The sequence below is a fragment of the Streptomyces sp. DSM 40750 genome (assembly GCF_024612035.1).
In the GTDB taxonomy this organism is placed as follows: domain Bacteria; phylum Actinomycetota; class Actinomycetes; order Streptomycetales; family Streptomycetaceae; genus Streptomyces.
On record NZ_CP102513.1, the window covers coordinates 10,168,890 to 10,189,493 of the forward strand.

18 protein-coding genes are annotated in these 20,604 nt (G+C 71.4%); 10 read left to right on the forward strand and 8 right to left on the reverse strand.

The window, feature by feature from the left end; translation table 11 throughout:
• Nucleotides 1–6 precede the first annotated feature (6 nt).
• Nucleotides 7–1,272, reverse strand: coding sequence for a YncE family protein (locus tag JIX55_RS44545; RefSeq protein ID WP_257568898.1), 1,266 nt, complete (start codon nt 1,270–1,272; stop codon nt 7–9).
• Between the two features lie 222 nt (nt 1,273–1,494).
• On the opposite strand from JIX55_RS44545, the gene JIX55_RS44550 reads away from it, so the two are divergent.
• On the forward strand, nt 1,495–2,157 hold the full coding sequence (locus JIX55_RS44550; protein WP_257568899.1) for a TetR/AcrR family transcriptional regulator: 663 nt from the start codon (nt 1,495–1,497) through the stop codon (nt 2,155–2,157).
• A gap of 101 nt (nt 2,158–2,258) precedes the next feature.
• Here the strand turns inward: JIX55_RS44550 and JIX55_RS44555 are convergent, their stop codons facing one another.
• On the reverse strand, nt 2,259–3,509 hold the full coding sequence (locus JIX55_RS44555; protein WP_257568900.1) for a glycosyltransferase: 1,251 nt from the start codon (nt 3,507–3,509) through the stop codon (nt 2,259–2,261).
• Between the two features lie 86 nt (nt 3,510–3,595).
• Nucleotides 3,596–3,961 (reverse strand): nuclear transport factor 2 family protein, encoded by a 366-nt coding sequence (locus JIX55_RS44560; RefSeq protein ID WP_257568901.1) that lies wholly within the window; start codon nt 3,959–3,961, stop codon nt 3,596–3,598.
• 251 nt (nt 3,962–4,212) lie between these two features.
• Between JIX55_RS44560 and JIX55_RS44565 the strand changes: the two genes are divergently transcribed.
• A complete protein-coding gene (locus tag JIX55_RS44565) occupies nt 4,213–5,673 on the forward strand; it encodes an aldehyde dehydrogenase family protein (protein WP_257568902.1) in 1,461 nt (486 codons plus the stop codon).
• A gap of 17 nt (nt 5,674–5,690) precedes the next feature.
• On the opposite strand, the gene JIX55_RS44570 is transcribed toward JIX55_RS44565, so the two are convergent.
• Both JIX55_RS44570 and JIX55_RS44575 read right to left on the reverse strand, forming a co-directional pair.
• Nucleotides 5,691–7,451 carry an ABC transporter ATP-binding protein gene (locus JIX55_RS44570; RefSeq protein ID WP_257568903.1) on the reverse strand — a complete coding sequence of 587 codons (1,761 nt, stop codon included), beginning with the start codon at nt 7,449–7,451 and terminating at the stop codon, nt 5,691–5,693.
• A 221-nt stretch (nt 7,452–7,672) separates the two neighbouring features.
• Entirely contained in the window at nt 7,673–8,257 is a 585-nt protein-coding gene (locus JIX55_RS44575; protein WP_257568904.1) for a rhodanese-like domain-containing protein, read from the reverse strand.
• Between the two features lie 71 nt (nt 8,258–8,328).
• On the opposite strand from JIX55_RS44575, the gene JIX55_RS44580 reads away from it, so the two are divergent.
• On the forward strand, nt 8,329–8,616 hold the full coding sequence (locus JIX55_RS44580; RefSeq protein ID WP_257568905.1) for a metal-sensitive transcriptional regulator: 288 nt from the start codon (nt 8,329–8,331) through the stop codon (nt 8,614–8,616).
• Between the two features lie 64 nt (nt 8,617–8,680).
• On the opposite strand, the gene JIX55_RS44585 is transcribed toward JIX55_RS44580, so the two are convergent.
• Together JIX55_RS44585 and JIX55_RS44590 are read right to left on the reverse strand one after the other, a co-directional pair.
• The gene (locus JIX55_RS44585) at nt 8,681–9,436 is read right to left on the reverse strand and encodes a sulfite exporter TauE/SafE family protein (protein WP_257568906.1); all 756 of its coding nucleotides are present in this window, start codon (nt 9,434–9,436) and stop codon (nt 8,681–8,683) included.
• Nucleotides 9,433–10,944: an MBL fold metallo-hydrolase gene (locus tag JIX55_RS44590; RefSeq protein WP_257568907.1), complete on the reverse strand. Its 1,512-nt coding sequence runs from the start codon at nt 10,942–10,944 to the stop codon at nt 9,433–9,435. The genes JIX55_RS44585 and JIX55_RS44590 overlap by 4 nt, the downstream gene beginning before the upstream one ends.
• 300 nt (nt 10,945–11,244) lie before the next feature.
• Here JIX55_RS44590 and JIX55_RS44595 point away from each other — a divergent pair, with 300 nt between their 5' ends.
• From JIX55_RS44595 to JIX55_RS44610, 4 genes are all read left to right on the forward strand, one after another.
• On the forward strand, nt 11,245–12,333 hold the full coding sequence (locus JIX55_RS44595) for an S-(hydroxymethyl)mycothiol dehydrogenase (RefSeq protein ID WP_257568908.1): 1,089 nt from the start codon (nt 11,245–11,247) through the stop codon (nt 12,331–12,333).
• Nucleotides 12,333–12,962 carry an MBL fold metallo-hydrolase gene (locus JIX55_RS44600; RefSeq protein WP_257568909.1) on the forward strand — a complete coding sequence of 210 codons (630 nt, stop codon included), beginning with the start codon at nt 12,333–12,335 and terminating at the stop codon, nt 12,960–12,962. Before JIX55_RS44595 ends, JIX55_RS44600 begins: the two co-directional genes overlap by 1 nt.
• 266 nt (nt 12,963–13,228) lie before the next feature.
• Entirely contained in the window at nt 13,229–14,143 is a 915-nt protein-coding gene (locus tag JIX55_RS44605; RefSeq protein WP_257568910.1) for an SDR family oxidoreductase, read from the forward strand.
• A 170-nt stretch (nt 14,144–14,313) separates the two neighbouring features.
• Complete coding sequence (locus JIX55_RS44610; protein ID WP_257568911.1) at nt 14,314–15,126, forward strand: SDR family NAD(P)-dependent oxidoreductase; 813 nt, start codon at nt 14,314–14,316, stop codon at nt 15,124–15,126.
• Nucleotides 15,127–15,243: 117 nt separating this feature from the next.
• On the opposite strand, the gene JIX55_RS44615 is transcribed toward JIX55_RS44610, so the two are convergent.
• Nucleotides 15,244–16,023, reverse strand: a complete 780-nt coding sequence (locus tag JIX55_RS44615) for a DUF3050 domain-containing protein (RefSeq protein WP_257568912.1) — start codon at nt 16,021–16,023, stop codon at nt 15,244–15,246.
• A gap of 227 nt (nt 16,024–16,250) precedes the next feature.
• Between JIX55_RS44615 and JIX55_RS44620 the strand changes: the two genes are divergently transcribed.
• Genes JIX55_RS44620 through JIX55_RS44630 form a run of 3 tightly spaced genes read left to right on the forward strand, consistent with a single transcriptional unit; the run spans nt 16,251 to nt 20,599 of the window.
• Nucleotides 16,251–16,838, forward strand: coding sequence for an antibiotic biosynthesis monooxygenase (locus tag JIX55_RS44620; protein WP_257568913.1), 588 nt, complete (start codon nt 16,251–16,253; stop codon nt 16,836–16,838).
• 30 nt (nt 16,839–16,868) lie between these two features.
• Complete coding sequence (gene pabB / locus JIX55_RS44625) at nt 16,869–18,989, forward strand: aminodeoxychorismate synthase component I (protein WP_257568914.1); 2,121 nt, start codon at nt 16,869–16,871, stop codon at nt 18,987–18,989.
• Nucleotides 18,986–20,599 carry a benzoate-CoA ligase family protein gene (locus JIX55_RS44630; RefSeq protein WP_257568915.1) on the forward strand — a complete coding sequence of 538 codons (1,614 nt, stop codon included), beginning with the start codon at nt 18,986–18,988 and terminating at the stop codon, nt 20,597–20,599. The genes pabB and JIX55_RS44630 overlap by 4 nt, the downstream gene beginning before the upstream one ends.
• The last annotated feature ends 5 nt before the right edge of the window (nt 20,600–20,604 follow it).

The window sequence follows — 20,604 nt, forward strand, 5'->3', positions numbered from 1 at the left end:
CCGGGGTCAGCGGGCAGAAGGTCCGGTCCAGTCGGCGGGCACCTGCGCCAGGCGCACGCGCTGCGGGTGGTCGCCGACCGCGACGGACACGGTCTTCTTTCCGGTGGCGAAGTCGATCGCCGTGACCTGGTCGGCGCCGCTCTCGGAGACCACGCAGGACTTGCCGTCACCGCTGACGGTCGCCCAGTACGGCTTGGAGACGGTGACGAGCGGGCCCTCCTGGAGCGTCGCGCGGTCCACGACGGTCGCGTAGTCGTCCATCGTGCCCGCGACGCACAGCTTGGTACCGTCCGGCTTCATCGAGATGCCGTGGTGGCGCGAGTCGTTGACCCAGGTCGTGCGGTCCTCGCTGGTGGCCGGGTTCTTCGGCAGGGTCTTGGTGCGGGTGATCTTGTCGGTGGCGATGTCGTACTCGAGGAAGCCGTTGAAGAACGACACCTGGAAGTACAGCTTCGTCTCGTCGGGGGAGAAGGCGGCGGGGCGGACGGCGTCGGAGTAGTCGTTGAGGCCGATCGCGTTCAGCCGGTCGCGCATGTCGATCACCTTGACCTGCTGGAAGGTGTTCGCGTCGACCACCGTGATCTTCCGGTCGCCCTTCGTCCAGTCCAGCCACGTGGCGTCGGTCGCGGTGTTCACGTCGCCGATCGCCATGTTCCAGATGTACTTGCCGTCGCTGGTGAAGACGTTCTCGTGCGGCTTGTCGCCGGTCTTGAACGAACCGAGCTGTTTGCCGGTGACGATGTCCAGCACATGCACGGTGTTCCCCGTCGAGGCGGACACCGCGACCCGCTTGCCGTCGGGGGAGACCGCCATGTGGTCGGCACGGTAACCCGACACGGGGAAACGCCAGTTGATGGCGCCGGTGGTGAGATTGATGGAGACCACGTCGGCGAAGCTCGGCCGGGAGACGACCATCGACGAGCCGTCCGGCGTGGAGTACATGTCGTCCACGAACTGGTCGTGGCCCTCGCCCACGCTGTTGCGGATCGTCATGAAGGCGATCCATTTGATCGGATCGGCGTTGATCTCGGCCATCCGCTCGTTCTTGTCCGGGATGACGTTGACCCGGCCGATCTTGGCGAAGTCGCCGGAGGACTTGATGACGTCCGCGGTCCCCTCCCAGTTGTTGCCCACGAACATCACCTCCCGCAGATCGGCCGCGGCGGTCGCCGGGGTGGCGGTCGCGGCGGCGGAGCCGGTCAGAGCGAGGGCGGCGGCGACGGCGCAGAGGTGCCGGGTTCCGCGACGGCGGGGGCCTCGGGAGACGGTCATGGTCGGTTCCTCCTGCTTGCTTAGAGCATGACAAGGTGACTCGGGAAAGTGAGAGAAGAGGGTGAAGAGAGGCGTAGGGATTCTGAACACGGCAGCGTTCAGAGTGGACTTACTGGAAAGTAAGGAACTGTCGTGCTTCACCACAAGACCAGGGACACGACAAAATCGACCGACGGCCGAACCGGTCGTCGCGACGAGTGAGGTTCCGGTGGGAGGAGAAGCGTGGCGGGCAGGCTCAAACAGCCCACCGGCCGATACGGGGGCAGGTCCGCGGTGGAGCGCCGGGCCGAGCGCCGCGGCCGCTTCCTCGACGCGGGCCTCCAGCTCTTCGGCGACAGCCCCGGCTTCCGGGGGACCACCATCGCGGCGCTGAGCGAGGCCGCCGGACTGTCGACCCGTCAGTTCTACGAGGAGTTCCGCACCCTGGAGGACGTGCTCGCCGCCCTCCATCTCCAGGTCAACGACTGGGCCGAGGAAGCCGCGCTCACCGGCCTCGCCACGGCGGACGGGCAGCCGATCGCCGAGCGTGCCACCGCCGCGTTCCGCGCCTACGCCGCGAACGTCACCGGCGACCCCCGCCGGCTGCGCATCACCTTCACCGAGATCGTCGGCGTCAGCCCACGCATGGAGCGCCAGCGCCTCGAACGCCGCTCCCGCTGGATCGACTTCATCTGCGCCGAGGCCGCCGCGGCCGCCGAGCGCGGCGAGGCCGTCCACCGCGACTACCGCATCGCCGCCGCCGCCTTCATCGGCAGCGTCAACGGCCTCCTCCACGACTGGCAGGCCGGCTTCGTCGACGCACCCCTTGAGCAGGTGGTCGACGAACTCGTCGGCCTGCTGCTCGGCATACTGCGGCCGGCGGGGTGGCGACCGGAGGAGGACTGAAGCAGGAGTCCACCGCGGCCAGGACGGCCGGTTCACCCGGGTCGGGAACGCCGGTTCACCGGTGTCGGGAGGGCCGGTTCATCCCCGTCGGGGAAGCCGGTTCACCGGTGTCGGGAGAGCCGGTTCACCGCGGCCAGGACCGGCTCCACCCCGTCCTCCGCGCGCAGTTCCTCGGCCAGGGCGTGGGCGCGACGGCCGTACGACGGATCGCCGGTCGCCCGCCGCAGTGCGGCCTCCAACGCCTCGGCTGTGAAGCCTCGCAGGGGTACGGTCCCCGGTGACACCCCGAGGGCGACGAGGCGGGCGGCCCAGAAGCCCTCGTCGAACTGGACGGGGACGGGCACGGCGGGAACCCCGGCGCGCAGGCCGGCCGCCGTGGTGCCCGCGCCCGCGTGGTGGACGACGGCCGCCATCCTCGGGAAGAGCAGGGAGTGCGGGACCTCGCCCACGGTGAACATGTCGTCCCCCTCGCCGCGCAGTTCGCCCCAGCCCCGCTGGATCACCCCGCGCAGCCCGGCCGCCCGAAGGGCTCGTACGACGTGGGTGCTCATCCGCTCGGGATCGGGCACGGTGGCGCTGCCCAGGCCCACGAAGACCGGGGGCGGCCCGGCGTCGAGGAAGTCCAGCAGCGGGGCGGGCAGCCGGTCCTCGCGGTCGTACGGCCACCAGTAACCGGTGACGTCCAGCCCGGCCCGCCAGTCGGCGGGGCGGGGGACCACCCGGGGGCTGAAGCCGTGGAACACCGGCCAGCCCAGCCGGTCCCGGGTGCGCCGCGCGGCCACCCGGCCGGTGCGCGGAAGCCCGTACTCGGCGCGCAGCCCGCGCACCTCCTCGGCGAAGATCCACTCCACGGCCAGGTTCACCGCGTGCCCCGCCGCCCTGTTGACCACCGGACCCCAGGAGCGGACCCCGGTCATCGGCGGCGCGAACTCCCGTGTCGGCGCCAGCGGTTGGAGGTTCACGCCCAGGCTCGGGACCGACAGGCCCTGGCCGATGGTGTGGCCGAGCGGCGCGAGGGTGCCGGCCAGCAGCAGGACGTCACTGGCACGGGCGGCGGCCACCAGATCACCGGCCATCCGCCCCACCAGACTCCGGGCCATCTCCACCGCCCGGTACAGCTTCCCGGCCCCGGTGGAACTCCGGTGCAGTCCCTGCCCGCGCTCCGACTCCAGTTCCTCCCTCGGGTCCACGGGCAGGGAGTGGAAGGCGACCCCCGAGCCCGCCACCAGCGGCTCGAACCGGGCATGGGTCACTAGCGTGACCTCGTGCCCGGCCCGTACCAGCCCGTGTCCCAGACCGGTGTACGGGGCCACGTCGCCCCGGGAACCCGCCGTCAGGATCGCTACGCGCACGCCCGTCAGTATGGCGGCGCAACCGCGCCGGGACAGGCGGAGCGGACCGCGATGACCCGAAAGAGTCCCTGTCCGAAAGTGCCTGTTTACTCGTCCCAGGCCTGGACCATGGTCTGGTCGACGATCTTGCCGTCGCGGAGGGAGATCATCGAGCTGGCCAGGACCCGCACGCCGTCGGGGTACTCGCAGGACTCGGTGAAGGCGACCTGGTCGCCCTGGACGACGCACTGCTCGACCTTGTGGGTCATGTCCCGGCTGAAGACGTCCTCCAGCATCGAGGCGATCTCGGACCGGCCGTGCATGACCTTGGGGTGGCTGGGCTGGGTGTTGCGGTCCACGACGCGCATCTCGGCGTCGTCCGCGTAGAGCGACAGCAGTGTCGCCGCGTCCATTTCCTCGGTGCCCCGACGCAGCGCTTCGGTGTCGAAGGCGGGGCTTGCCGCAGTGCCCATGGGTGACCTCCTTTGGAAGGCCGCGGCCCGACAGGGAGGAGCGGGCCGCGAAAGGCCTCTCCTTCGAGCCTCCCCCGCCGCCCGGTGCCCGGCAAGCGCAGGTGCGGGACCGGCGAGCCCTTGACATTCCCCGGGCGCGGGCAGAGCATCACGGAACAGTAACGTGAATTGAATTTCACATTGCGAACGAGCGTGAGCGATCAAGCTCGATCACGTACCGTCGTCGATACGTACCCCGAGGAAGCCGCACCATGGCCATAACCCGTGACCTGCTGATCGGCGGCAAGGACGTGCCCGCCACGTCCGGCCGCACCGCCGAGGACTTCGACCCGTACACGGGGGAGGTGTACGCGACGGTCGCGGCGGCCGGGCCGGAGGACGTCCGGCGGGCCGTGGACGCCGCCGACGCCGCGTTCGAGGAGTGGGCGGCGCTCACCCCCTTCGCTCGGCGCGCGATCTTCTTCAAGGCCGCCGATCTGCTGGAGGGCCGGGGCGACCAGGTCGCCGACATCATGGCCCGGGAGGCGGGCGGCACCCGCCCGTGGGCCTACTTCAACGTGGCACTCGCGGCGAACATCCTGCGCGAGGCGGCGGCCGCGATCACCGCGCCGCGCGGTGAGGTCCTCAGCAGTCAGAAGGAGGGCGCGCTCGGCCTCGCGGTGCGCGAACCCCTGGGCGTGGTGGCCGCGTTCGCGCCGTGGAACGCGCCGGTCATCCTCGGCGTACGGGCCGTGGCCGCGCCGCTGGCCGCCGGCAACACCGTCGTCGTCAAGCCCAGCGAGGACGCGCCGATCGCCTGCGGGCTGCTGGTCGCGGACGTGTTCCGGGAGGCGGGGCTGCCCGACGGCGTGCTCAACGTGGTCACCAACGCGCCCGAGGACGCGGCGGAGATCGCCGAGGCGCTGATCTCCGACGAGCGGGTGCGTGCGGTGAACTTCACCGGCTCCACCGGCGTCGGCCGGATCATCGGTGAGCACGCTGCCCGTCATCTCAAGCCCGCCGTACTGGAGTTGGGCGGCAAGAACTCCGTCATCGTGCTCGACGACGCCGACGTGGACTACGCGGTCGACGCCGTCACCTTCAGCGTCTTCATGAACGCCGGGCAGATCTGCATGTCCGGCGACCGGATCCTCGTCCACGAGTCGCTGGCCGAGGCGTTCGCGCAGAAGTTCACCGCCAAGGTAGCCACCCTTCAGGCCGGGGACCCGGGCCACCCGCACACGGTGGTCGGCCCGCTGGTCAGCGCCGACGCCGCCCAGCGGATCGCGGCGCTGGTGAAGGACGCGGTGGCCAAGGGCGCCACGGTGCTCACCGGCGGCGGGCAGCCGGAGGGCGCGGTACACCCGGCGACGGTGCTCACCGACGTCCCCAAGGACGCCGACCTCTACTACCAGGAGTCCTTCGGCCCGCTCTGCGTCCTGGAGACGTTCGCCGCCGACGACGCGGCCGTGGCCGTCGCCAACGACACCGACAACGGCCTCAGCTGCGGCATCATCACCGAGAACGCCACCCACGGACTGGCCGTCGCACGCCGTATCCGCACCGGCATCGTGCACATCAACGACCAGTCGGTGGCCGACGAGCCGATGGCCCCCTTCGGCGGTGTGAAGGCCTCCGGCTACGGGCGCTTCGGCGGCCGCTGGGGCATCGAGGCGTTCTCCAACACCCGCTGGGTGACCATCGCCACCCAGCAGGCGCACTTCCCCTTCTGACCGTCCCGACGCCCCGGCTACCCGGCCGTCGCGAGGAACTGAGTGGCCGCCAACTCCGCGTAGAGCGGGTCGGCGGCCACGAGTTCGCGATGGGTGCCGACAGCGCGGACGCGGCCCGCGTCCATGACCACGATGCGGTCGGCCATCGTCACCGTGGACAGCCGGTGGGCGACGACCAGCACCGTGGTCGTCCGGGCCACATCGGCGACCGTGTCACGCAGCGCCGCCTCGTTCACCGCGTCCAGCTGACTCGTCGCCTCGTCGAGCAGCAGCAGCCGGGGGCGGCGCAGCAGGGCCCGGGCGATGGCCACGCGCTGGCGCTCGCCGCCGGAGAGCTTGGTGCCCCGGTGGCCGACCAGGGTCTCCAGACCTTGAGGGAGCTTGGCGACCAGACCGTCCAGGCGGGTCGTCTTCAGCACCCGCGCGACGTCGCCCTCATCGGCCCGCGGATTGCCGAGCAGCAGATTGTCGCGCAGGGTCCCGGACAGCACGGGCGCGTCCTGCTCGACATAGCCGATCGCGGACCGCAGTTGGGACAGCTCCCACTCGGCGACATCGCGGCCGTCGACCGTGACGAGGCCCGCCTCGGGGTCGTAGAACCGCTCGATGAGCGAGAAGACCGTGGTCTTGCCCGCACCCGACGGGCCCACGAACGCCGTCATGCCCCGGGCCGGCACCTCGAAGGTCACCCCGTGGTGGACGTACGGCAGATCGTCGGCGTAACGGAAGCGGACCTCGTCGAAGGCGAGCGCGGCGGGCGGTGCCTCCGGGGTCGGCAGTGGGGCCGGGCGGGTGGCCGGTTCCGCGGGCAGACGCAGCGCCTCCTGGATGCGGGCGAGCGCGGCGGCGCCGGTCTGATACTGGGTGATCGCGCCCACGACCTGCTGTATCGGCGACATCAGATAGAAGACGTACAGCAGGAACGCCACCAGCGTGCCCACGTCGATCGCGCCGGTCGCGACCCGGGCGCCGCCCACCGCCAGCACGGTGATGAAGGCGATCTGCATGGCGAGCCCCGCCGTGTTCCCCGCGGCCGCCGACCACTTGGCGGCCCGCACGCTCTGCCGCCACGACTCCTCGGCCGCCGCGTGGATCGTCTCCTCCTCGCGGTGCTCGGCGCCGGACGCCTTCACCGTGCGCAGCGCGCCGAGGATCCGCTCCAGGGAGGCGCCCATCGCGCCGACCGCGTCCTGCGCGGCCCGGCTCGCCCGGTTGATCCGAGGCACGATGACCCCGAACACCACGCCCGCGCCCACGATCACGCCCAGGGTAACGGCCAGCAGCACCGGGTCCACCAGACCCATCAGCGCCACCGTCGCGACCAGCGTGAGTCCGCCGGTGCCGAGACCGACGAGGGTGTCGGTGGTGACCTCGCGCAGCAGGGTGGTGTCGGAGGTGATCCTGGCCATCAGGTCGCCCGGCTCGCTGCGGTCCACCGCCGTGATCCGCAGCCGCAGCAGATACGACGACAGGGCGCGTCGCGCGCCGAGCACCACCGACTCGGCCGTGCGCCGCAGTACGTACGAACCCACCGCGCCCACCGCCGAGTTGCCGACGACCAGCGCCGACATCAGCAACAGCGCCCCGGTGATGGTCCGGTCGTGCGAGAGGTCGTCGATCAGTTCCCGGGCCACCAGCGGCAGGGCGAGCCCGGTGGCGCCGGTGACGAGGGACAGCAGCGCGCCCAGCAGCAGCGCCCAGCGGTGGGGCCGTACATAACCGAGCAGCAGCCGCCAGGTGGGTGGCTGCTGCTCGGCTGTGGTCTCAGGGGTGCTCACAAGGCTCCTCGGCAGATCGGTCGGGGAGTGGGGACCGGGGCGCGGAGCTTCACCCTACGTCGGGGGCGCGGAGCACCGGGAACGACTTTCAACCGCCCAGCGGCACCCTCCACTTCCGGGCCGGCTCCGGGCGGTGCCCCGTGGAGGCGCCGCGGAACACGGTCGCACCAAGCGGTGGGAGGCGCGGGCTCGTCGTGGCCCGCGCCTCCCAACGGGGTCGGCTACCGCGCCCCGAGCGCGGTGAGCGTGGCGTCGAGATCCGCGGCACGCGGGCGGTTGTGCGGCAGCCTGGCCAGGATCGCCGCCATGCCGCAGGTGTCGGTGACTGCCGAGAAGACGAGACCGCCCGCGATCCCCGCCGACAGCAACTGCCAGGCCGGGTGCAGCAGTCCGAGGCCCAGCCCGACGAGGACGAGCGCGCCGGCGGTGAACCGGACCTGACGCTCCATGGCCCAGGTGGCTTGTGCGCCGTCCGCCGGGCGGTGCACCTCATGTCCACCGGCCACCCAGGCGAGTGTGCCGCCGGTGAGTGTGGCGGCCGTGACCCCGTGCTCGGCGAGCAGCAGGCACGCCTTCTCGGACCGGGCACCCGACCGGCAGACCATCAGCAGCTCGGCGCTGGACTCCTTGAGTGCGGGAAGCGCGCGCTCCAACTGGTCGAGTGGGACGTTCAGGGCACCGGGCAGATGCCCGGAGGCGTACTCGCCGGGCGTACGGACATCGACGACGGTCAGCTCGGACAGTCGCTCGCGGGCCTGCTCGATGCCGACGGGGCGGGGGGTGAGGGGACTGCGGGGAGTGGACATGCTGGACTGCGATCCTTTCCTGAGGGGGGAGGTAAAATACCCCCAAGGGTATATAGAGGAGTTGAGTGGTCGTGGAGCTGCAGTTCGAAGGCGATGAGCTCAAGTCGGTGTTGAACCGGCTGCGGAGGGCCCAGGGGCAGATCTCCGGGGTGATCAAGATGATCGAGGAGGGGCGCGACTGCGAGGACGTCGTCACCCAGCTCGCCGCGGCCTCCCGTGCCCTGGACCGGGCGGGCTTCGCGATCATCGCCACCGGGCTGCAGCAGTGCCTCACCGACACCGAGAAGAACGAGCGGAACGGGGAGACGAACGAGCAGATGCGGGCGCGGTTGGAGAAGCTGTTCCTCTCGCTGGCGTGAGGGGGACGGTCCGGAGCGTGGGGGCGGGTCTGGCAGCCGGGCGGTCCGGAGGCCGGGCCCTGGCTCAGCCGAGTGACGCGAGCGCGTCGATCAGCATGAACGTGGCCACCGCCAGCAGCACCCAGGCGAAGATCCGCCGGAGGGTGTCCCCGGAGACCTTGGCGGCCAGCCGCCTGCCGTCCCAGGCCCCGAGGATCGCGGCCCCGGCGAAAGGCGCGACGACCGCCCAGTCGAGCTGTTCGGCCGCACCCGTCCGGGCCGCGAGCGCGGCGAACGAGTTCACGGTGATGACGAGCAGGCTGGTGCCGACGGCGTCACGCATACGCAGGCCCACCACGTTCACCAGGGCCGGTACGGCGAGGAAGCCGCCGCCCACCCCGAGGACACCCGTGACTCCGCCGAGCCCCGCACCGGACAGCGCGACCCGGCTCGGCCGTACGGTCGACTCCTCCCGCTGAGCGGCCGAGGGGCGCAGCATCCGGTACGCGGCCAGGCCCGCGACCAGGGCGAAGGCCCCGGTGAGCAGAGTGGACGGCAGATTCGCCGACAGCGCGCCCCCGAGTGCCGCGGGCACCAGACCGGCCGCCGCGAACAGGGCACCACCGCGCAGACGGACCGTGCCCGCCCGGAGGTGCGCGGCCAGCGCGGTCGCCGAGGTGAGTGTGACGATCACCAGGCTCGCGGTGGCCGCGGCACCCGGGGTGAAGCCGAGCAGATAGATCAGCGCCGGTACGGCGAGCACACTGCCACCACCACCCAGCGCCCCGAGCGAGAGCCCGATCACGCCCCCGGCGAACAGGGCGAGAACGAGGGTGGTCATGCCCCGGGGGCACCGGTCGGCGCGGAGGTCGCGGGGACCCCGTCCTGCGCGGAGGCGGAGCCGCACGTGGCCGACGCCGCTGCCGGGGTGGCACGGGCGGCGGGTGCCCCGGCTGCCGGGAGGGAATGCGCGTCGGCGTCCGGGGCGGTCTCCACCATGGTCAGCCCGGCCTCCGCCGCCTTCCCGAACCCGTCGTCGACCGCCACCACGTCCCGGCCGACCGCGTCGAGGAGGGAGGCGGCGATGGCGGCGCGCATGCCTCCGGCGCAGTGCACCCACACCGTGCCGCCGGGAATCTCGCCGAGCCGGTCCCGCAGCTGGTGCACCGGTATGTGGACCGATCCCGCGATGTGGCCGTCGGCGGCGCGCTCGGCGGCGCGGCGGACGTCGAGGATCACGATCCCGTCGTTCGCGCGGGCCTTCGCCAGGCCGGCGAAGGTGTCGCGCGGGAAGGAGCGTGGACGTTCGCCCTCGCGCAGCCAGTCGGTGGGTGAGCCGGTCGCCGCGGCGGCGGGCCGGTCGATGCCGACGCGGACCAACTCGCGTTGCGCATCGGCGAGCTGTTCCGGCGAGTCGGCGAGCAGCGTGACCGGCTTGCCCCACGGCAGCAGCCAGGCGAGATACGTGGCGAGCTGCCCCTCCGCCTCGAAGTTCACCGCCCCCGCGACATGCCCCTCGGCGAACGCGACCCGGTGACGCAGATCCACGACCCACTCGCCCGCCGCCAGCCGCGCGGCGATCTCCCCGGCGCCGGCCGGGGCGGGCGGTGTCAGATCCACCGGCGCGGGCCCCCGCGCATTTGCGGGGCCCATGTGCGCGTAGTACGCCGGAACGTCGTCGAGGCCGGCCAGCAGTTCGGCGACGAAGGTGTCCGCGTCCTTGACCAGGGCCTCATTGGTGACCCGCTCGTGCCCGATGGTCGTACGGTCGCCCGTCGACCGCCCGGCGGAACAGAAGCTGCCGAAGCCGTGCGTGGGCAGGACGGCCGTGTCCTCCGGCAGCCCCTCGGCCAGCCGGTGCGCCGAGGCGTGCTGTGCGCGGGCCAGTTCACCCGTGAGCCGGGGCTCGACGAGATCGGGGCGCCCGACCGTGCCGATCAGCAGCGATCCGCCGGTGAACGCGGCCACCGCCAGGCCGCTCTCCTCCAGGACGTACGCGGTGTGGTGGGGGGTGTGCCCGGGGGTGGCGACCGCGCGCAGGGTCAGATCCGCGTCGATCTCCACCGTGTCGCCGTCGTGCACCGGCACCCGCTCGTAGGCGACCCGCGCTCCGGCGGGCACCAGGTAGGCGGCGCCGGTCAGCCGGGCCAGTTCCGGGCCGCCGGTGACGTAGTCGTTGTGGACGTGGCTCTCGACGACGTACGCGATCCGCACGCCCCGCCGGGCGGCGGCCGCGATCATGCGGTCGATGTCCCGTGGCGGATCGACCGCCACGGCACCGCGCGGGCCGCCCGCCAGATAGCTGCGGTTGCCCAGCCCTGGCACCTCGATGGTCTCGACGAAGTACACGACAGCGCTCCTCTCCTCGTTCGATGTCCGCGTCGCATGTCTGCGCGGCATGTCTGCGTCGCAGCTCTGCGAGCCCGAGTGGAAATTACCCCCGGGGGTATGTAGGCAACGGTAGCAGAGATACCCGGGGGGGTATTTGGCCGGTCGGGCGCGCAGCGGGGGAACAGGCCTCGCGCAGATGTCGCGGGCAGCCTTTTCGGCCACGGCTCCGCACGCACCGGAGGCCCTACTGGCTGGTCACTCCGTAGGGTGACCAGGGGCGGGAGACCGTCCCATCTCGGATCGACGGAAGGGTTCACCATGGCGCAGGAAGTCCGCGGCGTGATCGCACCGGGCAAGAACGAACCGGTGCGGATCGAGACGATCGTCGTACCGGATCCGGGGCCGGGCGAGGCCGTGGTGAAGGTGCAGGCATGCGGGGTGTGCCACACCGATCTGCACTACAAGCAGGGCGGCATCAGCGACGACTTCCCCTTCCTGCTCGGCCATGAGGCGGCCGGTGTGGTGGAGTCGGTAGGCAAGGGCGTCACGGACGTCGCCCCCGGTGACTTTGTGATCCTCAACTGGCGTGCGGTGTGCGGCAATTGCCGGGCCTGCCGACGCGGGCGCCCCTGGTACTGCTTCAACACGCACAACGCCGAGCAGAAGATGACGCTCGCCTCGACCGGCCAGGAACTGTCGCCCGCCCTCGGTATCGGCGCCTTCGCGGACAAGACGCTCGTCGCCGCCGGGCAGTGCACGAAGGTCGACCCGGCCGCCGCCCCGGCGGTCGCCGGACTGCTGGGCTGCGGGGTGATGGCCGGCATCGGTGCCGCGATCAACACCGGCAAGGTGGGCCGCGGCGACAGCGTCGCCGTCATCGGCTGCGGCGGCGTCGGGGACGCGGCCATCGCCGGGTCCCGGCTGGCCGGTGCCGAGAAGATCATCGCGGTGGACATCGACGACCGGAAACTGACCACCGCCAAGAACATCGGCGCCACCCACACGGTCAACTCCAAGGACACCGACCCCGTCGAGGCGATCCGCGAGCTGACCGGCGGTTTCGGCGCCGACGTCGTCATCGAGGCGGTGGGCCGCCCGGAGACGTACAAGCAGGCCTTCTACGCCCGTGACCTGGCCGGCACGGTCGTCCTCGTCGGCGTCCCCACCCCGGAGATGAAGCTCGAACTGCCGCTCCTCGACGTCTTCGGCCGCGGCGGCGCCCTGAAGTCGTCCTGGTACGGCGACTGCCTGCCCGACCGCGACTTCCCCATGCTGATCAACCTCTACCTCCAGGGGCGCCTGGACCTGGAGGCCTTCGTCACCGAGACCATCGGACTCGACGACGTGGAGAAGGCGTTCGAGCGGATGCACGGCGGCGACGTCCTGCGCTCGGTGGTGACGCTCTGATGGCCGCCCGCATCGAACACCTCGTGACCTCGGGCCAGTTCAGCCTCGACGGCGGCACCTGGGACGTCGACAACAACGTCTGGCTCGTCGGCGACGACCACGAGGTCATCGTCATCGACGCCGCCCACGACGCCGACGCCATCGCCGAGGCCGTGGGCGACCGCAGACTGTCGGCGATCCTCTGCACCCACGCCCACAACGACCACATCGACGCCGCCCCCGCCCTCGCCGAGCGCACCGGCGCGCCGATCTGGCTCCACCCGGACGACCTGCCGCTCTGGAAGCAGACCCACCCGGACCGCCTGCCCGACCACTGGCTGGCCGACGGCCAGGTCATCGAGGTCGCCGGAGCCGGCCTGACCGTCCTGCACACCCCCGGTCACGCACCGGGCGCCGTCTGCCTGCATGCCCCGGGCCTCGGCACGGTCTTCACCGGCGACACCCTGTTCGCCGGCGGCCCGGGCGCCACCGGCCGCTCCTACTCCCACTTCCCGACGATCATCGACTCCCTCCGTGACCGCCTCCTCGCCCTCCCGCCCGACACGGTCGTCCACACGGGCCACGGCGACAGCACGACGATCGGAGCCGAGGCTCCGCATCTGGAGGAGTGGATCGCGCGCGGTCACTGACCACTGCGTGGGCCTGGCTGCTGAGAAGGCATGGCAGCCGGGCCCCGCCCTCGAGGGGCGCGGGGCTGTATCGATACGCGGCTCCGCCGCGTGGGCGCGACCAGCCACGAACAACCCGCAGTCGCCCACCTGGACGACCGAGTTCTTGGGCGCCCACCGGAAAACCCGACAGAAGATGTCCGGCTTCCACGACACCCTCGTGTCAAGGACGCCGACACAACGCCGGCGTCCGCCAAGGTGGCAGCCGTACGCACAGGAGGTCGGACATGTCGAAGCCGCTGGAAGGCAAGGTCGCACTGGTCGCCGGAGCCTCGCGCGGGGCCGGGCGCGGGATCGCCGTCGAGTTGGGGGCGGCCGGGGCGACGGTGTACGTGACAGGGCGCTCCACACGTGAACGACGCTCGGAGTACGACCGCCCGGAGACCCTGGAGGACACCGCCGACCTGGTCACGGAAGCGGGCGGCAAAGGCATCGCCGTTCCCACCGACCATCTCGAACCGGCACAGGTCCGGGCCCTGGTGGACCGGATCGCCGAGGAACAAGGACGACTCGACGTCCTCGTCAACGACATCTGGGGCGGCGAGAAGCTCTTCGAGTGGGACAGCCCGGTCTGGGAGCACGACCTCGACAACGGCCTACGGCTCCTGCGGCTCGCCGTCGACACCCACGCCATCACCAACCACCTCGCGCTGCCCCTGCTGCTGCGCCACCCCGGCGGCCTGGTCGTGGAGATGACCGACGGCACGGCCGAGTACAACGGGGCCAACTACCGGAACTCCTTCTTCTACGACCTCGCCAAGACGTCCGTGCTGCGCATGGCGTTCGCCCTCGGCCATGAACTCGGCCCGCGCGGGGCCACCGCCGTCGCCCTCACCCCCGGCTGGCTCCGCTCGGAGATGATGCTCGACGCCTTCGGTGTCACGGAGGCCAACTGGCGTGACGCCCTCGACCGCGTCCCCCACTTCGCCATCTCCGAGACCCCCCGCTACGTCGGCCGGGCCGTCGCCGCCCTCGCCGCCGACCCCGAAGTCGCCCGCTTCAACGGCGCATCCCTCTCCAGCGGCTCCCTCGCCCGGACCTACGGCTTCACCGACCTCGACGGCAGCCGGCCCGATGCCTGGCGCTACCTCGTCGAGGTCCAGGACGCGGGCAAGCCGGCGGACACGACCGGATACCGCTGAACCGCGCTCAGCTGTGACGCGTCGGCGTCGGCGTCGGCTGTTTCCGGGTCCGTACCCGGTCGGCGTACATCGTGAGCCGCCGCTCCTTCGCTGACATGATCTCACCGCGACCGGGGACGAAGACCTCGTCGCGCCTGCCCCGGTGAGCGGCGCGCAGTACGTTCTGCCGTATGCATGCCACGGGACGCTTCGACGGATACGGGGTTCTGATCACGGGCGCGGCGCGCGGGATCGGCGCGGCGACAGCCCGGCGGCTGGCCGGGGAGGGAGCCCAAGTGCTCGTCACCGACGTGGACTTGGCGGCGGCCGAGAAGACGGTGACGGAGTTGCGGGGGCAGGGTCTGGCCGCCGAGGCGTTCCGGTGCGACGTCGGGGACCGGGCGTCCGTCGAGGCGGCGGTCGCGCACGCCGTGGCGGCCTTCGGCTCCCTCGACGTCCTGGTCAACAACGCCTTCGGCTGCACCCCGGACGTGCCGCTCTTCGAGAACACCCCGGACGAGACCTGGGCCCGCGACCTCGACCTCACCCTGACCAGCGCGTTCCGCTGCTCCCGCGCGGCGCTCCCGCATCTGGTGGCGTCGGGGCGCGGGGCCATCGTCAACATCGGTTCCGTCAACGGCCTTCAGGACTTCGGCAACCATGCCTACAGCGCCGCCAAGGCCGGCCTCATCTCCCTCACCCGCACCCTCGCCGGCGACGCAGCGCCCCGGGGGGTCCGCGTCAATCTGGTGGCCCCGGGCACGGTCCGCACCTCCGGCTGGGCGGGGCGCGAGTCCCACCTGGACGACCTGAGCGAGATCTACCCTCTCGGCCGCGTCGGCGAGCCCGACGACATCGCAGCCGCCGTCGCCTTCCTCGCCTCCCGCGACGCCGCCTGGATCACCGGCACGACTCTCCGGGTGGACGGTGGCCTGCTCGCCGTCAACACGTCCTTCGAACGGGCGGCGCGGGCATGGCGGGAGGCGGAAGGAGACGTGCCCTGAGCAGGGGCGCGGGGCCGTAGCGATACGCGGGGTCGTAGCGATACGCGGCTCCGCCGCGTGGGCGCGACCAGCCGCTCACGAGCCGCAGCCCGCCCACGGCCAAACCCCCATGACGCTCTACTCCATCGCCGCGACGATCCCGTCCCAGAACCGCGACCTCGCCTCCAACGCCAGCGTCGCCGTCTCCACCGCCTCCTGCCACCGCGCGTCCTCACCCCCGCACAGATCCGCCACCATGGCCATCGCCATCGGCGTGTGCTCCTCCCCGTCCACCTCGATATGGCGCGCGAGGTAGTCGCAGAACAGCGGGAACCGCTCGGTCCCCTCCTTCTTGACGACCTGGTCGAACATGTCGGGGATCAGGTCCTCACGGGAGAACGCGAAGGCCGCGGCCCGGCAGTGCAGCGGCCGCTCCCCGATGATCTCGAAGGTCGTGCGGACGAACTCGGCCGCGGGGCCGGGCACTTGGGCGACGCGCAGCGCCGCGGGCACATCGTGGCCCTCGCCGACGAGCCCGAGGAACGTGTCGAGGCGGGAGGTGTCCGCCCCGGCCTCGCCCATGCCCGACCGGTACAGCTCGAAGTGACTGGTGAACCCGCCGTTCAGCTCGTCGCTCTCCTCGACCAGCACGATGTCGTTGATGAGCCGTCGGCTCACCTGGGACCCGCGCGGCACCCAGGGGACGTCCACACAGGTCAGGTCCCGCTGAAGGGATTTGAGGAGCGACATGAAGTCCCACACCGCGAATGCGTGGTGCTCCATGAACACCGCCATGTCCGCGCGACTGTTGATGCGCTGATAGATCGGATGCGCGGTGACTTCTTTGCGTACGGGTTCGATCGCGGCGCGTGCCCTGTCGATTCCCTCGTGGTTCATATCCCAGTCGTACCTGGACATGGCTCTCCTTTGCTTTCTTGCACTTTCGCGCGGAGCCTGATGGCGATGGTGCGCCTTTATCGCGCTGCCGGGCAACCGCTTCCGGGAATTGCCGGAAGTTACCCGGGCGTACCCCACGACAGATGGAGCCAAGGAGGATGAAGGTGCCATATTCGCACGATCCGGACACCTTGAAAATGTTTCGTTGAGATTTGAACGGGGCCCCGGTTGGTCGCGTATTCGACGGCGTGAGCAGGAATCCCGTTACCGTCACCGTCGCGTACCACGTGGTGCCGGGGCGCGAGGCCGACTTCCACTCATGGGGGTGGGCCGCGCTGCGTACGAGTGCGCAGCAGCCGGGTTTTCTGGGGGGTGGCGTACTCGTCGACGGAGAGGCGGAGTGGCATGTGGTCTACCGCTTCGACAGCGAGGATTCGGCCCGGGCCTGGGAGAACTCCCTGGTCTGGGCGCAATGGTCGGCCCGCGCCGAAGGACTGGCCCGGGAGACCGGCCGCCGGAGCATCGTGGGTTCCAAGGCCTGGTTCGACTCCCAGACCTCCCGGGCCCCGACGCCGGCCGCCCCGGGGCCACCCCCGAAATGGAAACTGTGGTTGGTGAATATGAGCGCGGTCTTCCCGCCTGTGCTCTTATTCAACCTGGCGATACTTCCCTATCTCAACGACCTCAATCCGCTTTTCCGTACACTTCTGCTGTGCCTGTCCGTGACAGCCATTGTGACCTGGATTCTCATGCCGAGACTCCAGCGATTCCTGAAGAAATGGCTGTATCCGCCGCTGCAGGCGCTGCGTGGCCGGCACAAACGACGGACCGCCTAGGTCCGAGAACGATCAGAGGGGGGTGGGCGGGTGAAGACCCTGCTCATCGACAATTATGACTCGTACACGTACAACCTGTTCCAGCTGATCGCCGAGGTCAACGGCGAGGAGCCGGTGGTGGTGCTCAACGACGCCCCGGAGGACGGCATTCCGGAGCTGCGGGAATTCGACAACGTGGTGGTGTCGCCGGGACCCGGCCACCCTTCCGAACCACGCGACTTCGGCATCGCCGCCCGGGTGATCGCCGAGGCCACGATCCCCGTGCTGGGCGTCTGCCTGGGGCATCAGGGCATCGCGGTGGGGGAGCGGGCCGATGTCGAGCCGGCCCCGTGGCCCCGCCACGGGCACCTGTCGACGGTCCGGCACGACGGCCGCGACCTGTTTCGAGGCCTGCCGCAGAACTTCGGCGTCGTCCGCTACCACTCGCTGTCCGTGCGCGAGCCGCTGCCGCCGACCCTGGAGGCCACCGCCTGGTCCGAGGACGGCGTCCTCATGGGCCTGCGCCACCGCGAACGGCCGCTGTGGGGCGTCCAGTTCCACCCCGAGTCCGTCCTCACCGACCATGGCCACCGACTGCTGGTCAACTTCCGCACCCTCACGGCGGAACGGGCCGGCAGCCCGCGCACCAGGAACACCGCGGTCATCCCCCTCGCCGGCGCGATCCCGCGCCCCCGGCGCGCCCCCGGCCCCGCCTACCGGCTGCACACCCGCCGTATCGCCGGCGCCGTCGACGCCGAGGCCGCCTTCACCCGCATGTACGCCGACGCGCCGCACGCGTTCTGGCTGGACAGCTCCCGTATCGAGCCGGGTCTGTCGCGGTTCTCGTTCTTCGGCGACGGCAGCGGTCCGCTCTCCGAATTCGTCCGCTACGACGTCGACAGCGGCCTGTGCGAGATCGAGCGGGCGGGGCGGCCCACCCGCAGGGTCCAGGCGAGCGTCTTCGACTATCTGAAGCGGCAACTGGCGAGCCGCAAGGTCGACGCGACGGGCCTGCCGTTCGACTTCACCGGCGGCTACGTCGGCTACTTCGGCTACGAACTCAAGGCCGACAGCGGCTCCCCGAACCGGCACACCGCCGAAACCCCGGACGCCTGCTGGCTGTTCGCGGACCGGCTGATCGCCGTGGACCACGAGGAGGGCTTCACCTACGCGGTCTGCCTGTCCGAGGACACCCCGGCCGCGGCCCGCGAGGCCGGCGACTGGCTCGACACCGCGCTGGCACAGCTGACCTTCGTCTCCTCGGACGCCACGGTCCCCCTCCGGCCGGGCACGCCTCCCTACCCGCGCGCCGCCGAGCCCTGGCTCGTCCGCGACCGCGCCACCTACCTCGCCGACATCGAGGCCTGCAAGGCGGAGCTGAACGCGGGCACGAGCTACGAGGTCTGTCTGACCAACGCGGTCCGGTTACCCGCGCCGTACGACCCGTACGACTTCTACCGGGTGCTCCGCCGGATCAACCCGGCCCCGTACGCCGCCTTCCTCAGGTTCGGCGACCTCGACATCGCGGGCTCGTCCCCCGAGCGCTTCCTGCGGATCACCCGCGACGGCGTCGCCGAGGCCAAGCCCATCAAGGGCACCGCGCCCCGGGGCGGCACCCAGGAGGAGGACGACCGGCTGCGCGACGAACTGGCCGCGGACGCCAAGACGCGTGCCGAGAACCTGATGATCGTCGACCTGCTCCGCAACGACCTGGGCCGGGTCTCCCGGACCGGCTCCGTGAAGGTCACACGTCTGATGGCCACCGAGACGTACGCCACCGTGCACCAACTGGTCTCCACCGTCGAGGGCAAGCTGCGCGAGGGCACCGACGCCGTCGACTGCGTCCGGGCCTGCTTCCCGGGCGGATCGATGACCGGGGCACCCAAGCTCCGCACGATGGAGATCATCGACTCGCTGGAGAGCGAGGCACGGGGCGTGTACTCCGGGGCGCTCGGCTACCTCGGATGCAGTGGCGGCGCGGACCTCGACATCGTCATCCGTACCGCCGTGTTCCAGGGCGGCCGTATGCATTTGGGGGCGGGCGGCGCGATCGTCCTCGACTCCGATCCGGCCGCCGAGTACGACGAGATGCTGCTGAAGACCGCGGCACTGATGCGGGCCCACCGGGAGCACGCCTCCGCCCCGGCCGTCACCGAGGAGCCGACGCGATGACGATCACCACGACGTCCCAGCCCACCCGGCTCCAGGCCGACGCCGGCGCCCCCGGCAACCTCGCGGCCCATCTCACCGCCCTCGCCGAGCGGCGCGGCTGGTCCGACCGCCCGGCCTTCCACCAGGGCCACCGGGCCTACTCCCACGGCGAGATCCACGACCTCGCCGCCCGCGCCGCCACCGTCCTCACCGACCACGGAGTCCGCCCCGGCGACCGGGTCCTGCTGGCCCTGCCGGACTCCGTCACCTGGGTCACCACGTTCCTCGCCCTCGCCCGCCTCGGCGCGGTGGCGGTCCTGGTCAATCCCGAACTCACCCCGCCCGAACTCCAGTTCATGGCCATGGACACGGAGGCGGTCCTCTGGGTGACAGGACCGGGCCTGGACAACTTCGTCCCGGCGCCCCGAAAGGGCGGGGCTGCTCCGCCGCGCGGGCGCGACCAGCCCCCTACGGCCCGCACCGTGAACACGGCCGTCCCGGCGCAGCGCCTCGGTGCCGACCAACTGATGGCTCTGAGTACCACGGCCACGCCCATGGAGGCCGCTCACCCGGTCGACGCCCACAGCCCCCTCTACATCCAGTACACCTCGGGAACGACCGGCCACCCCAAGGGCGTCGTACACGTCCACGGCGACCCCAGGACGTACCACGACCTCATCGGCCGCCGACTGCTCCGCATCACCCCGGACGACGTCACCCTGTCCGTCTCCCGGCTGTACTTCGCCTACGGCTTCGGCAACGCCCTGGTCTTCCCGCTCTTCTCCGGCTCCTCCGCCGTCCTCGCCGACCGCCGCCCCACCCCGGCCACCGTGGACGAACTCGTCGCCCGCCACCGCGTGACCCTCCTCTACTCGGTGCCGTCGGCCTACGCCGCCCTGGTCACCGACCGCGCCAACGGGCACGAGGACTGCTTCGCCTCGGTACGCGCCGCCGTGTCGGCCGGCGAGGGCATGCCCGCCGGACTCGGCAAGCAGGTCACCGAGCTGCTCGGCGCCCCCGTCCTCGAACAGATCGGCTCCACCGAGGCCGGCCACGCCTTCTGCGCCAACAGTTTCGACCACAACCACCCCGGCACGGTGGGCCGCCCCGTACCCGGCTTCGAGGTCGAACTCCGCGACCGCGTCGGCAATCCGGTACCGGAAGGCGAGACGGGCGAACTCTGGGTGCGCGGCCCGACGGTGACCCCGGGCTACCTCAACCGGCCCGAGGAGACCGAGCGCGCCCTCGTCGGCGGCTGGCTCAACACCCGGGACCGGGCCCGCCGTGAACCGGACGGCACCTACCGGCATCTGGGCCGGGCCGACGACATGGAGATGGTCGGCGGCATCACGGTCTCCCCGCTGGAGGTGGAGGCCCTGCTGCGCACCCACCGCGGGGTCCGGGACGTCGCCGTCGCCGCCGTCACCGACGAGCGCGGCGCCAGCAGACTACGGGCCTTCGTCATCCCCGTCCCGCCCATCGCGGTGGGCCTGGAGGCCGAACTGATCTGCATGGCCCGCGACAACCTCGCCGCCTTCAAGGTCCCCCGCAGTGTGAGCTTCGTGCCCACGCTGCCCCGCACCGCGACCGGCAAGCTCCGCCGGCACCTCGTCCGCCAAGGGGCGTGGTGAGCCAT